At 47.3% G+C, this 12,817-nt stretch carries 14 protein-coding genes; 5 read left to right on the top strand and 9 right to left on the bottom strand.

What is annotated here, in order from left to right; genetic code table 11:
* Positions 1 to 57: 57 nt before the first annotated feature.
* On the bottom strand, positions 58 to 990 hold the full coding sequence (cysK, locus tag QFZ77_RS06325; RefSeq protein ID WP_307437646.1) for a cysteine synthase A: 933 nt from the start codon (positions 988 to 990) through the stop codon (positions 58 to 60).
* A gap of 301 nt (positions 991 to 1,291) precedes the next feature.
* On the opposite strand from cysK, the gene QFZ77_RS06320 reads away from it, so the two are divergent.
* Together QFZ77_RS06320 and QFZ77_RS06315 are read left to right on the top strand one after the other, a co-directional pair.
* A complete protein-coding gene (locus QFZ77_RS06320) occupies positions 1,292 to 2,050 on the top strand; it encodes an exodeoxyribonuclease III (RefSeq protein ID WP_307437642.1) in 759 nt (252 codons plus the stop codon).
* Positions 2,017 to 2,430 (top strand): DUF3817 domain-containing protein, encoded by a 414-nt coding sequence (locus QFZ77_RS06315; RefSeq protein ID WP_307437640.1) that lies wholly within the window; start codon positions 2,017 to 2,019, stop codon positions 2,428 to 2,430. Before QFZ77_RS06320 ends, QFZ77_RS06315 begins: the two co-directional genes overlap by 34 nt.
* Positions 2,431 to 2,633: 203 nt before the next feature.
* On the opposite strand, the gene QFZ77_RS06310 is transcribed toward QFZ77_RS06315, so the two are convergent.
* Positions 2,634 to 3,143, bottom strand: a complete 510-nt coding sequence (locus QFZ77_RS06310; RefSeq protein WP_307437637.1) for a DUF4188 domain-containing protein — start codon at positions 3,141 to 3,143, stop codon at positions 2,634 to 2,636.
* Positions 3,144 to 3,159: 16 nt separating this feature from the next.
* Positions 3,160 to 3,795 carry a TetR/AcrR family transcriptional regulator gene (locus QFZ77_RS06305; protein ID WP_307437634.1) on the bottom strand — a complete coding sequence of 212 codons (636 nt, stop codon included), beginning with the start codon at positions 3,793 to 3,795 and terminating at the stop codon, positions 3,160 to 3,162.
* A 229-nt stretch (positions 3,796 to 4,024) separates the two neighbouring features.
* On the opposite strand from QFZ77_RS06305, the gene QFZ77_RS06300 reads away from it, so the two are divergent.
* Positions 4,025 to 4,681: a DUF2306 domain-containing protein gene (locus tag QFZ77_RS06300; protein ID WP_307437629.1), complete on the top strand. Its 657-nt coding sequence runs from the start codon at positions 4,025 to 4,027 to the stop codon at positions 4,679 to 4,681.
* Positions 4,682 to 4,854: 173 nt separating this feature from the next.
* Here the strand turns inward: QFZ77_RS06300 and QFZ77_RS06295 are convergent, their stop codons facing one another.
* From QFZ77_RS06295 to QFZ77_RS06285, 3 genes are all read right to left on the bottom strand, one after another.
* On the bottom strand, positions 4,855 to 6,426 hold the full coding sequence (locus QFZ77_RS06295; protein WP_307437626.1) for an ABC-F family ATP-binding cassette domain-containing protein: 1,572 nt from the start codon (positions 6,424 to 6,426) through the stop codon (positions 4,855 to 4,857).
* A 77-nt stretch (positions 6,427 to 6,503) separates the two neighbouring features.
* Positions 6,504 to 7,781 (bottom strand): MFS transporter, encoded by a 1,278-nt coding sequence (locus tag QFZ77_RS06290; protein ID WP_307437622.1) that lies wholly within the window; start codon positions 7,779 to 7,781, stop codon positions 6,504 to 6,506.
* Complete coding sequence (locus tag QFZ77_RS06285; protein ID WP_307437619.1) at positions 7,760 to 8,431, bottom strand: ArsR/SmtB family transcription factor; 672 nt, start codon at positions 8,429 to 8,431, stop codon at positions 7,760 to 7,762. The genes QFZ77_RS06290 and QFZ77_RS06285 overlap by 22 nt, the downstream gene beginning before the upstream one ends.
* Positions 8,432 to 9,245: 814 nt before the next feature.
* On the opposite strand from QFZ77_RS06285, the gene QFZ77_RS06280 reads away from it, so the two are divergent.
* Together QFZ77_RS06280 and QFZ77_RS06275 are read left to right on the top strand one after the other, a co-directional pair.
* A complete protein-coding gene (locus QFZ77_RS06280; RefSeq protein ID WP_307437616.1) occupies positions 9,246 to 9,611 on the top strand; it encodes an aminoglycoside phosphotransferase/kinase family protein in 366 nt (121 codons plus the stop codon).
* Between the two features lie 85 nt (positions 9,612 to 9,696).
* Entirely contained in the window at positions 9,697 to 10,380 is a 684-nt protein-coding gene (locus QFZ77_RS06275; RefSeq protein WP_307437614.1) for a hypothetical protein, read from the top strand.
* A gap of 351 nt (positions 10,381 to 10,731) precedes the next feature.
* On the opposite strand, the gene QFZ77_RS06270 is transcribed toward QFZ77_RS06275, so the two are convergent.
* The 3 genes from QFZ77_RS06270 to QFZ77_RS06260 all read right to left on the bottom strand — a co-directional run bounded on the left by QFZ77_RS06270 (position 10,732) and on the right by QFZ77_RS06260 (position 12,813).
* Positions 10,732 to 11,568, bottom strand: a complete 837-nt coding sequence (locus tag QFZ77_RS06270) for a sulfurtransferase (RefSeq protein WP_307437612.1) — start codon at positions 11,566 to 11,568, stop codon at positions 10,732 to 10,734.
* Positions 11,569 to 11,598: 30 nt separating this feature from the next.
* Positions 11,599 to 12,072: a GNAT family N-acetyltransferase gene (locus tag QFZ77_RS06265; RefSeq protein ID WP_307437610.1), complete on the bottom strand. Its 474-nt coding sequence runs from the start codon at positions 12,070 to 12,072 to the stop codon at positions 11,599 to 11,601.
* An 81-nt stretch (positions 12,073 to 12,153) separates the two neighbouring features.
* Positions 12,154 to 12,813 carry a hypothetical protein gene (locus QFZ77_RS06260; RefSeq protein ID WP_307437607.1) on the bottom strand — a complete coding sequence of 220 codons (660 nt, stop codon included), beginning with the start codon at positions 12,811 to 12,813 and terminating at the stop codon, positions 12,154 to 12,156.
* Positions 12,814 to 12,817: the final 4 nt, after the last annotated feature.

Below are 12,817 nucleotides of genomic sequence, written 5' to 3'. Positions count from 1 at the left end.
CACAGAAAGACCAGAGATCCTGCCGCGGATTCCTGGTCTTTTTTGCGTTTTAACTTATCACTCATCAAATAGATTCGTAGACAAATACCGCTCACCGGTATCTGGCAGGATAACAACAATGGTCTTCCCTTTATTCTCCGGTCGTTTCGCAATTTCTCTTGCTGCGTAAGCTGCCGCGCCGGATGAGATGCCGACCAGCAGACCTTCCGTTTTGGCCAGTTCACGGGCCGTCGTTATGGCATCCTCATTGGTCACTGTTAATATTTCATCTACAACTGAACTTTTAAAATTATCTGGAACAAACCCAGCACCGATGCCCTGAATATGATGCACACCACGACTGCCACCTGACAAGACGGGTGAATCGGATGGCTCGACGGCTATCACTTGGACGGATGGATTTCTCTGTTTCAGTATCTCACCCACACCAGTGATCGTCCCTCCCGTACCAACTCCTGCGATGAAAATATCCACTTTACCGTCTGTATCTTTCCATATTTCTTCGGCAGTGGTATTTCTGTGAATCTCCGGATTAGCTGGATTGCTAAATTGCTGCGGTATAAATGAGTTTGACATCTTTGCAGCTAATTCCTCTGCTTTTTTAATTGCGCCTAACATGCCTTCACAGGCTGGCGTGAGAACGAGTTCTGCACCCAGAGCCTTTAATAATTTCCTACGTTCAATACTAAAAGAATCAGGTAAAATAATGATTAACCGATATCCAAGAGCAGCGGCAGTAAAAGCAAGAGCGATTCCTGTATTTCCGCTGGTAGGCTCGATAATGACAGTTTCTTTATTGATCTTTCCTGATTTCTCAGCTTCTTTAATCATCGCGAAACCAATACGATCTTTTACACTGCCAGCCGGGTTAAAACACTCCAGCTTCGCGACGACTTTGGCATCAAGTCCATGCCGATTATTATAATTCCAGAGCTCGAGCAGCGGCGTATTACCGATTAACTCTGTCAAATTGCTATAAATTTTTGTCATAAGAAAACCTCGCCTTCCTATCTATTATTAAACCTATGAACTTAATCGGATAAATACAGTATATCACGCAGGCGAGTGAAAAAATAGATCAATAATGCTGATAGATCGGTATGCTATTTTCTTATATTATCCTTATTTGGTATAATCACCGATGAATTGAAATAGTAAGAGTGAGTGGGGTTGGGTTGGGGTTGGGGTTGGGGTAGTAAAGCTTCCCAGATCTTCATACATCGCCGACGAGGACGAACTTATGGTACACTGAACTATATATGACTGTAAGCAGCAAGGGGAAAAGGTGAAGATGAAACTAGTATCTTGGAACGTTAATGGGTTAAGAGCAAGTGTCAATAAGGGGTTTATGGATTATTTCGGGCAAACGGAAGCAGATATTTTTTGTCTTCAAGAGACGAAGCTGCAGCAAGGACAAATTAACCTTGAACTGGGCGAAGCCTATATACAATATTGGAATTATGCTGTTAAAAAAGGGTATTCCGGCACTGCCGTTTTTACAAGAATTCAACCGATTTCGGTGAGATATGGTATGGAGGAGAACGAAGAGCCGGAGGGTCGGATACTCACATTGGAGTTCGACAATTTCTACCTCGTGACCGTCTATACACCCAATGCGAAGCGTGATCTCTCTAGGCTGGATTACCGTGTGGAGTGGGAAGATCGCTTTCGCAGCCACCTCTTGCAATTGGACGCCCAAAAGCCAGTTATCGTTTGCGGCGATTTGAATGTTGCCCACCATGAAATTGACATCAAGAATGCGAAAGGGAATCTCAATAATTCGGGCTTTACCCCTCAGGAACGCGGCAAAATGACGGAGTTGTTGGATGCAGGATTTATTGATACGTTCCGACATCTCTACCCTGATCGGACAGATGTCTACTCGTGGTGGTCTAATATGCCAGGCGTAAGAGCACGGAATGTGGGATGGAGAATCGACTATTTCCTTGCTTCTACGAGACTAGGTCCTAAAATTATTGATGCACAAATTGACTGCGAAATATTGGGCAGCGATCATTGTCCTGTCGTTTTGGAGCTCGATTTGACCTGATAAAAGTAAATTCAAACGTTGAAAACGAGATTGGAGCGATTATTATACTAACCTCTTCCTTAGGGCGTTTGCGTCTAACAAGCTATATTGAAGGTATCTCCTATCTTTTCCTACTGTTTATAGCCATGCCGTTTAAATACTTCTTGGACCAGCCTCAACTCGTTTCTGTCGGCGGTATGTTTCACGGTGTGATGTTCGTGCTTTACATCTTAACGGCGGTACACGCTTTTGTGAATAGACGTTGGAACTTGAAACGAGCACTCCTAATTATTGGCTGTATTTTCATCCCGTTCCTCTTCATCAAGCAAGATCGTATGATCCAGAACGAGGAGTTGGAGCTAAAAAAGGGGCATTCAATCGACCCGAAAAAGAGGGCTTAGACGATGTTCAAGCCGCTTATTTCATTCCAAAGCACTTCTTTGAACCCCTTCTATGGGGTTCTTTTGCTATTCAGCAAGTCTTGAAATTCAAGACTTTTGTAAAACAAAAAAAGCCGCAGCAGCCTGCCACAAAGGCAAACTGGCACAGCCATAAGATTAGCCTATTAAGTGAATCGCAGCTCACTCACCCAACGCACAATCACTTATGCCGAATTAGAAGGCGTTGGAACGGCAGGCTCTCCATCCCGCCCAAGCCTTCTGCTTGCCGTTTCTCGTTTTCCGACAGCGGGGACGTGACTTCCAGCCTTTGCAAGACCGAAGACAGGCATGTTGTTATAGACACACTCGTAATTTCCTTCAGGAATCAAATAGGTTTCATGGTAAATCCCGACAACGCCGTCTGTTCCAACCTTTTTATTAAAATTACGCCACGCTTCTAAATGGGTTGCCCCATGTCTAGCATAGTGTTCTAATTGCTCAAACGATTTCCAATACTGGATAATGGTCACGCCTCGCCAAGAGAGATGAAAACTGGCCTCTACAAAACCTAATTCAGGGTTGCGATACAATTCTTGAAGCATCGGATTCATTGCCTTGGCCACAGGCAGCCACTTATGCAGAGCCCATAATTTATTCACTCTCATCCCAATGATAAAGACAACGAAAGAACCATCCATCTGCGCCGTAAATCTGCCCGGAATTACTTTACTCATAAATTCATCGCTCCTTTTACCTATGTTCAAGCAATTGTAGATGGGTGTTATAAAAGCCCTTAATATCCTTGGAACTATATAGTTGAGCGGTCAAAAACGCTCCGTAAAACACCGTAAATAAAACCTTTACCGCTGTTTCTACCGTAAATTCTTTTCTTAGCTTTCCATCCGTATCAGCCTCGGTCATGCAACGATGAAACAGTTTATACATGTCAGGTGTCTGCGCGCCAACTTCTTCATGACCAGGGAACAGCAAATGAACCTCCGCTTCACTCAATTCCGGCATGCAAGGATGCATGTTCATTTCTGCCAGAAAAGAAATCAAACTTGGCATCAATCCTGCTCTTTCCTCAGCCTCTTCCGCCACTTTATTCAGCACATGCTGGATAACTGAGAATCCACGTGTACCCTCCGCTTCGATCTCAATGATACGTTCCGTTAACCAAACACGCATAAAATAAACGAGCAAATCTTCCTTTTTTTGAAAAAACTTAAAGAACGTAACCCGGGATATTTCCGCCTTCCGGCAAATATCATCGAGCATCATGTCTCGAAACATCTTGTCTCCTATCAGTAACAAACTGGCTTCATACAATGCCACTTTGGTTCTAGCCTTTTTTAATTCCCTTAAAGAAATAGCTGACCGATCCATGAGTTATCTCCTATGACTATAATTAACTTTAGTAAATAAGTTAACATGTGTTAAGTTATTTTGTCAAGATAAAGTAATTTATAAAATGCCCTCTTAGAAGGGCATTCTGGCAGCTCCATCCCCGACTTTGGTTGGGGTCATCACTCCGTCTGAAGTCGCTTTTGAAGGTGGATCCTTTGATGATAGAATCAACTCAATGATAAAAAAGACCGAATGCGAGGGATGAATAATGGGAGTACGACGAAGTACGATTCGCGCTTGGTCATTTGGACTATTGGCTTTTTTGGCTTTAGCAATTGGAGCTTATGCTTTGGTCATGTACGGAACGCCTGACCACCTCCATAGGCAGACGTTCGTAATGGGAAAAGGCAGTCTGCCCGATTTGTGGTACAACATCCTCTGGGCCCATGCCATCTCGGCTGGAGTAGCACTTGCTATAGGCTGGCTTCAGTTTATCAAGAAGCTTCGCCATCATGCACCGAACATTCATCGTTTGATTGGCTATTTGTACTCCACAATGATTACAATCGCGGGCCTAACCGGTTTGTACTTAGCTTTCTATGCGAGTGGCGGTTGGTTCGCGCAACTTGGCTTCGGGTCGCTGTCAGTCCTATGGCTTTATACACTCTTCCGCAGTCTAAAGAGCATCATCGTCGATCGCGATAAAGCTGATCATGGCCGCTGGATGGTACGAAATTACGCGCTTAGCTGCGCGGCAATCACACTCCGGATATATACCCCGCTGGCTGCGGTATTTCTAGGATTGACCGATACGAATGATACTTTCTTCGTCATCGCTTGGATTGCTTGGATACCCAATTTGTTGCTAGCAGAGCTTATCATTGGTGAAAAGAAGCGTACGAACAGCAGGACGTTTGTACGGTAGTTATGAGCGGACATTAAAAAGAGCCAACCCATTAGATTTGTTTACAAAGAAACCAAAAAGGGCCGTAGCAGGCTACTCATCGTAACCTGCTACAACCCTTAAACCTGCGTCCGACGCAGTCTTTCATCTCTTACTTCTCCTCACGACCCAGCTCAAATTGAGAAGCCTCTTTCCTATATATTCTGCTCGCTTATTCCCAATGCCGGGTCGAAGGTCAGCATTTTCGTCCCGATTTTATCAATAAAGAACCGATCATGGCTTACCGTAATGACGGCGCCGGGAAAATGGATCAACGCCTGCTCCATAACCTGAATGCTCGTTAAATCCAGATGGTTGGTTGGCTCATCCAATATGATGACTGCGGCACCGGATAGAAGGCATTTCGCAAGCGCGACCCGAGCCTTCTGTCCGCCGGATAGGTTACCGATGAACTTGCTTAGGTCCATCTCCGAAAATTGCAGCATGGATAGAAATTTGTTCACCTTTTTCCGTGGAGCGTCCAGTCCCAATCCGTACGTATTCACCGCGTGGCTAACGGTATCCTTAGGATTAAGCTCCTCCCACATCCGGTTGAAGTAGGCGTAGCTGACGCCCTTCTCCCAGATCACCTCGCCGGATTCGGGCTTCTCCTGACCCGTAAGCACCTTAATGAGCGTGGACTTCCCGCTTCCGTTTGGACCAACGATGACTAAGCGGTCTTCCTTCTGAATGTCGAAGCTGACGTTCTGAAAGATCGGCCGATCATCATAGGTCTGCCCGATTTTCTTAACTTCGCATAGCTTGTCAGGGAAGCGCAGTTTCTCATAAATATCAGTGATTAGAACATTTACGGGGTGCGGCTCAATCCGCTTTTTGTTATCCGCCAGTTGGCGGGAGAGACGATCCTTTGAAGATTTCTTGCTTGCACGGCTGTCGATGGCTTCTGACTCCATGAGAAGAAGCTCTTCCTCCCATTCAAACTGGCGGTCCAACTCCTTCTTACGCATTTTCTTTTTGCGGATGTAGTCGGTGTAATTCCCTTCGTATTCCTGAAAATGATAATTCTCGATCTCGATCGTTCGCGTGACTACTTTGTCAATAAATTGCCGGTCGTGTGATACCAGAATCATAGCGCCTTTGAACCGATACAACCACTGCTCCAACCACGCTATGCCTTCCATATCCAAGTAATTCGTCGGTTCGTCAAGCAAGACGACATCAGGCAGCTCAATAAGCATCTTGGCGAGCGCAGCACGGTTTCTCCAACCTCCGGATAGTTCATCGATAGGCTGATTCCGCGACCTCTCGTTGAACCCCAGCTTCGTAAGAACTGTGTTAATCTCAACGGATACGTTCCAGCCATCCAAATGCTCCATTTGTTCGAATAGCTCCGCCTGCCTCGTCAACAGCCGATCCATTTCACCGTCTTCGGTGACCAGACCCAGCTTTTCTCCAACTTCCTGCAGCTCCCGTTCGATAAGAACAACCTGCTCGAAGCACATTTCTAGCTCTTGCTGAACGGACAGGCTTCCTCGCATTTCCGAGAATTGGGAGAAATACCCTACTTTAACCTGCGGATCTATTTCCACTTTCCCGGACGTTGGTTCTTCTTTACCCATAATCAACTTGAAAACCGTCGACTTACCGGCACCGTTCCGCCCGATTAGGCCAATACGCTCTCCTTGGGTCACCCGAAAATAGATATCGCGAAAGATCAGGGACTCTTCATATTTCTTAGTGACGTTCTCCAAACGAATTACACTCATACTATCACCCTTCTAACTCCATCAGTCTAGCGTGATTATAACACTAGATCGCTGTACTAATCTTCTCACGTTTTGATTTATCGACCGATCCCTCTGCGTGACCAGATCATAACCGGGATCAGTAGCAGAGACAGGAACCCGCCCGTCAGAGAGAGGAAGGCAAAGCTCGAATTGGCGACGACCATGCCCGACAACGCTCCGCCCGATGCCCCTGCCAATGATACTAGGACATCCACAGTTCCTTGTGTCTTGGCGCGCGTGACCGGAGATGTTGCATCGATGATCTGCGCAGTGCCGCTAATTAGTCCGAAGTTCCAACCGAGTCCGAGCAGCGCTAGAGCGACGATGAGCCAGACCATCGAATCGGCCGGCGCCCATGCGGCAAGCAGTCCCGCCAACAGCAGCGTGAACCCAGCTGCGCAGGACATGAACGTACGCCCGACCTTATCTACGAGAACCCCCGTTATCAAGGAAGGCAGAAACATCGCCGCGACATGAATGCCGATCACCATGCCGACCGCGCTCAACCCATGTCCGTGATGCTTCATATGTATCGGTGTCATCGTCATGATGGCGACCATCACGAGCTGCGTTAAGACCATCACGGTTGTCCCGATGATGATTCCCCGGTTACGGACAGCTGGCGCCATGAGATTCGCATTAACCGTCGCTTTGGATGGATTCGCTTCTTGCGCTTCGGCGATGGCTTTAGCAACGAGATAAGGATCTGGACGGAGCAAAGCCCACATCACCAGACCCGCTAGGATAAAAGCGACTGCCGCCAGCATAAACGGACCCGCCAGAGCAGGGGCGCCGACAGATGTCGCGAATCGTCCCATGACCCCCACCAGGTTCGGCCCCGCAACCGCACCAAATGTCGTGAATACCATGGCTAAGCTGATGGCTCTTGCACGCTGCTTAGGCTGAGCTAAGTCGGTTCCCGCATAACGCGCCTGCAAGTTAGTCGACGTGCCGGCGCCATAGATCAGCATTGAAGCGAACAAAAGTGGAAGGTTATCAGCGATGGCTGCGAATACGACGCCGATCGCGCCGATCCCCCCTGCAAGAAAACCCATGGTTAGGCCTACCCGACGGCCAAACCGCCCAGAAAGCCGTCCGACAAGCAGTGCCGACGAGGCCGCGCCCAGCGTCAATAGCGCCGAAGGAACCCCTGCTAAGCTATCCGTCCCGAGCATATCCTGAGCAAGCAGCGCTCCGACCGTGACGCCTGCCGCGAGTCCTGCTCCGCCGAATAGCTGGGCGATGATCACGATCATCAACGATTTCCGATACAACTGCTGCTGTTTCTCAGGAGAATGAATGTATTCTCTAATTAATTCGCTTCCTTCAGCCATTCATGCTCTCCCCCCTCCAGCTTGTATGCCGTGATTCCCTCACGCTGCAACTTGGCAACGGCCTGCGTCGAACTGATGCAGTAGGGGCCTCTGCAATACACCACAACTTCAACGGGCCTAGGTAGATTGTGAAGGTATGGTTCCAACTCCTCCATCGGTATGGAGATGGCTCCCGCGAGATGGCCAGCCTCATATTCGTCTCTCGGTCTTACATCGAGTAGGATGATCGCTCCGGCTTCCATTTTCGTCCTTGCTTCCTCCAAAGATAGCGTCCGAATATCCTTGTACTCGTGTAAAAATTCCTGTTTAATCCGAGTGACGTCCGCAAGTTGACTCTCGCCAATGCTCCACAAAGCAAACAAAAACGCGCCAATTGATGGGTCAGCCAGCGAATAGATGACATATGTACCTTTCTTGCTGAACTTCACCAGCCTAGCATCGAGCAAAACCTGCAGATGGCGGGATACGTTAGCCACACTCATCTCCGTGACTTGGGCCAGCTTTTCTACTGACTTAGGCCCCTGAGCAAGCAGGCTCAAGACTTCAAGCCGCTTGTCGCTGGATAGACACTTCCCCACCCGGGCTAACTGCTGAAACAGTTCACTCTTAAATTCTTTTGCAGAAGTGTTAGCAATGGGTACAGATTCCATGATTGTGTATCCTTTCATATTCAATTCATTAATTGAATATTAGAACGCATGTAGACTGTTCGTCAAGAAGTAATATCACAGTCATCTGGCATTGACTCCGATACCGCACATATTTTCAGCCAAAAGAGGGCCGGAACAGCCCACCTCTCGGCAACCTGTCACAGCCCTCAAACCCGCGTACAACGCGGCTTCCAAGTTCTTACTCTTCGCCCTTCGCAATCGGATTATCCTCGTACGAAATCCAATTACTCGAGCTTCGTATTCCTCCACATACCCCTATGTTCAGAGGGTTCCGAAACAAAAATATGGGGTTTCCAATCATCGCGAGGGAATGCATCCGACGATATGCCAGAACCCATATCAAGCGATCTCCCTTGGCTACGCTTGGGAGCAATTAGGGAGCAAGAAGCCCGCGGACGACGCGGCTCGGAACAACGTGCCTATTGAGCCAAGGCAAGCCCAAACAAGTGAATGCCATGAATCCCAATGTACATAACCAACGCCAACAGGAAAAAGCAAACAACTCCTGCACTTAGGTGATAGCCCATGGGTTGTTTGAAGCTTGGTGCCGGTTGTTTGCCAACATGCGTCGGATAAAACTGTTTAGTTCAAACTGCACCTTGATAAAACTGAATATTTATCCAATGATATTTCATAGAGGGATAAATCCCCAACTCACACAGTCTTTGTATCCCTACTACGATCTAAAGGAGTGATGGTGTTTGAATACTAACAAAAACACAAAAGAGCCTGTGAAAGGTCGTTATTCGTAATCAAGTAGACCTCTCATTAGGTAATGGGAGGCAGACAAGAAATGATGTCTTTAAAAAATATGCTACGAGGATTAGAAAATGATTCCCGTGTCAAACAACTGATTCAGTACTGGGATCATGATGCTGAAACTTTGAAGTTTTGGAGGGCAAGCAGCAATTTTATTTACTTGTTTGAAAGAAATGGTGATCGACATTTCCTCAGGTTCATTCATGAAGAAGATAACACAATCGAGAATATTCAAGCTGAGTTTGATTTTATGCTATACCTGATAGCCAAAGACTATCCGACCGTCGATCCCGTTCGTTCCAAGAATGGCAATTGGATCGAAACAATCCGGTATGCCTATATTTCTATTGCGTCCCCTTACCATTTTGTGTCACACTATGGGTATCAAGCAGTAGCCTAGTGGCAAAGAATGCCCCGCTTCCTTTCGAATTGGAAAGGTGTCGGGGTTTTGTGCTTTTTTAAACGAATTTGGAGAGGTGAGGGGAATGAGTTTTGAAATTGAACACCATAAATGGGTAGGCGATCATCTAAGGCGAAGAAAAGGGGAACGTCTGGATGCTCTGAAACGTGGCCACGGGTACGGAAATCGTTTGTTTGTTGAGCGAGTCTGGTGGTCGCTTGCTGGAAACTTCCACGGATTGCATCCTGAATATGAAGTAAAGGACTGGCGGGGGAGATCCTACTTTGTCGATTTCATGTGGATTGTTGGGGCTATTCGAATTGTATTTGAGATTATGGACTATGGCTCGCATGGCACGGATCGCAGCAAGTATAGAATGGATTTGAACCGAGGACTTTTTCTCCAGGCTCAAGACTGTACTGTCTTCTATATCTCTCTGGATGAGTTAAAAGAGAATCCAGCGTTTATCCTCTCTGCATTGCGGAACATCCTGTCCCCTTATCTGTGGGCTGGGAGCGGAACCAAAAGAACGGTTGAAAGATTCTTTTCAAAAATCGAACGAGACTTGATGCGAGCGGCCATTCGCCACAATCGGACCATTCGCCCCACCGAGGCGGCGAAGGAATTGGAGTTGCATACTATGACCGTCATTAAATACTGTCGCAAGCTAGTGGATAAGGGGAAATTTCGAGCTGTGGCGAGTGGAGTATCGGGGCGGATAACTTACTATGAATACGTTGGCTCTATTCTAAGTCCGGATTTGGTGTGACTATGACCATTCATTTAATTCTATATGAATTATCATATAAAATTTTCCCTAAGATCGTATTATCGAAAAATCTGTATGAAAAATCGTATAGAATCACTCTTTTAGCGTAAATCCCGTTCATTCTATCTGAAAAATCATGCAGATTGACGGACAGGAAGATGGAATAGCGAGTTGTGGATAGGTCGTGAGCCGACCGACCCACTGTGGGTGGTACCAGGGTTACCGTAATTGTTTTCATCAACTTCTTGTTTACAAGCTTGTTTGCAAAAGACCAAAAAAAGGCCGCAACAGCCCACCTCTCGGTAACCTGTCACAGCCCTCAAACCCGCGTCCGACGCGGTCTTTCGCCTTTTACTCCTCGCCCTTCGCAATCGAATTATCCTCATACGAGATCCAATCGCTCCAGCTTCCGCTATAGAGCTTCACGTTATCAAAGCCCGCTTCGCTAAGGCCCAGCACGTTCGGGCACGCCGTTACGCCGGAGCCGCAATAGACGATGATTTCATCGGCATCGCGCAGCGCGGCAAAGTGCTGCTCCTGCTCCGCAGCTGACAACCAGGCGCCGTTCTCACCGAGAACGCCTTTCCAGAAGAAGCTGCGCGCGCCCGGGATGTGGCCGGCCACCGCATCGATCGGCTCTTCCAAGCCGAGGTAGCGGCGCTCCTCGCGCGAGTCAACGAGCACGGTGCCTGGGCGGCCGAGCTTGTCCTTGACCTCGTCCATGCTGGCAAGCATGGCGCGATGCACCTTCGGTGAGAAGGTCCGCGGGAACACCGTGGACACTTCATCGGTAACCGGATAGCCAGCAGCTTTCCATGCTGAATACCCTTGGTCTAATACGTATACCTCGGAGTGACCTAGGAATTTCAGCATCCACCATAGCCGCGAAGCCATGGCTCCGCCTTGATCGTCGTAAGCCACGACGGTCTTCGTACCATCGATCCCTAGGTTGCCCACGAGGATAGAGAAGGCTCCTAGATCAGGGAGCGGATGCCGGCCTCCGTGCGCCATTTTGGCACCGGAGAGGTCTTTCTCCAAATCTACATACACGGCTCCTGTTATATGGTCTTTCTCATAATTCTGTCTGCCTGATTCTGGTTGTCCTAGCGCAAAGCGGCAATCCGCAATCACGATGTTCGCATCGCCAAGCTGTCCTAGCAGCCAAGTTTGACTTACGATATTTTCCACAGTTTCATGCCACCATCTTTCGTCATTCGATTAATCGCCCATTCCACTCGTCGGATTAGCGGAGTACGTCTGCCAATCACTGCGATCTCCACCCATTTTATCGTAAAATGCTTGGGCGCGGAAGTTATCTTTGGCCGTTGTCCACGTTAAATTGGCATATCCATTTCTCGCGGCGTATCCTTTGCAAGCAGCAAATAGTTTCGCTGCCGCTCCCTGACCACGTTCAGCCTCTATGACGAATAAGTCGTTCATAATTGCTATTTTGGACGCACGCAAAGTGCTGAAGGTAAAATATAAGGTCGCAAAGCCGACCAGCGTCCCCTCTTCCGTCTCCGCTACGAATTGAATTCCTTCCTTCTGCTCAAGCAGTTGGTGAATCAATCCGTTCAACTTCTCATCCTCAGGTTGTCGATACTGATAGAAGTCCACAATATAAGCGAGCATTAACGTTTTCAACTGCGGGATATCTTGTATTACCGCTTCGCGAATCGTAACTTGGGTCATTTAGGGTGACCTCCTATTCCTATTAAGTCTATATTTTCATTGTACCCCAAATCTTGCCTTTATGATGAAAGGTATCCTCGGTTAAATGTCTTCCATTTCCTTCCGATACAGGAGATAAATGATCCATCCTAATAGTAGGGATAAGCCTGCTGCGAAATAGAATATGGACGTTATTTTCAACGTAACCCCATAATAAGTCAATGAGAACAGCACAAATGCAAAGAGAAACACATGTAACAGGACATTTTTCTGTGGAAGCCAAGCACTTTTGGAGCTTAACTCGATTCGAACGGTAAAACCTAAGCGTTTCTTAACCAGAACCAAAGCTGTGAGGAATGTAAGCGATGCGGCCACCATTTTCAAAGCACGATAAGAGGTATCCAGCCCCTCAAAATAAGTAACCAGAGAAATATGCGTAATGAGCGGCATGATAAATAGAACAATGGCCAAATAAATCGTATAGCCAAGCGAGCCGAGAAACGCTACCATGAGCGCATGCAGCTTTCGCACGCGAAATATATAGTGAATAAAAACCGCTTCCGTTACAATAATGAGCATAGGTTGCAAGCTCTCCGCCCACGGCTGGGATAAAAATAATCTAAATAAGCAACAAATAACGAAGGAAACAAGCAGCACAAGCGGCCATTTTTTTTTCACCGAGATCCGGAATAGGGTCAGTCCCAATACCAGCATAGAAAATAGAGTTATTGTGCCAATTGGAAGTTGACTATACCAATCCATTTGA

It is taken from the genome of Paenibacillus sp. V4I3 (assembly GCF_030817215.1).
In the GTDB taxonomy this organism is placed as follows: Bacteria; Bacillota; Bacilli; order Paenibacillales; family NBRC-103111; genus Paenibacillus_E.
Note: the sequence above shows the minus strand (reverse complement) of the source record. Positions and strands in the feature narration are given on the sequence as shown.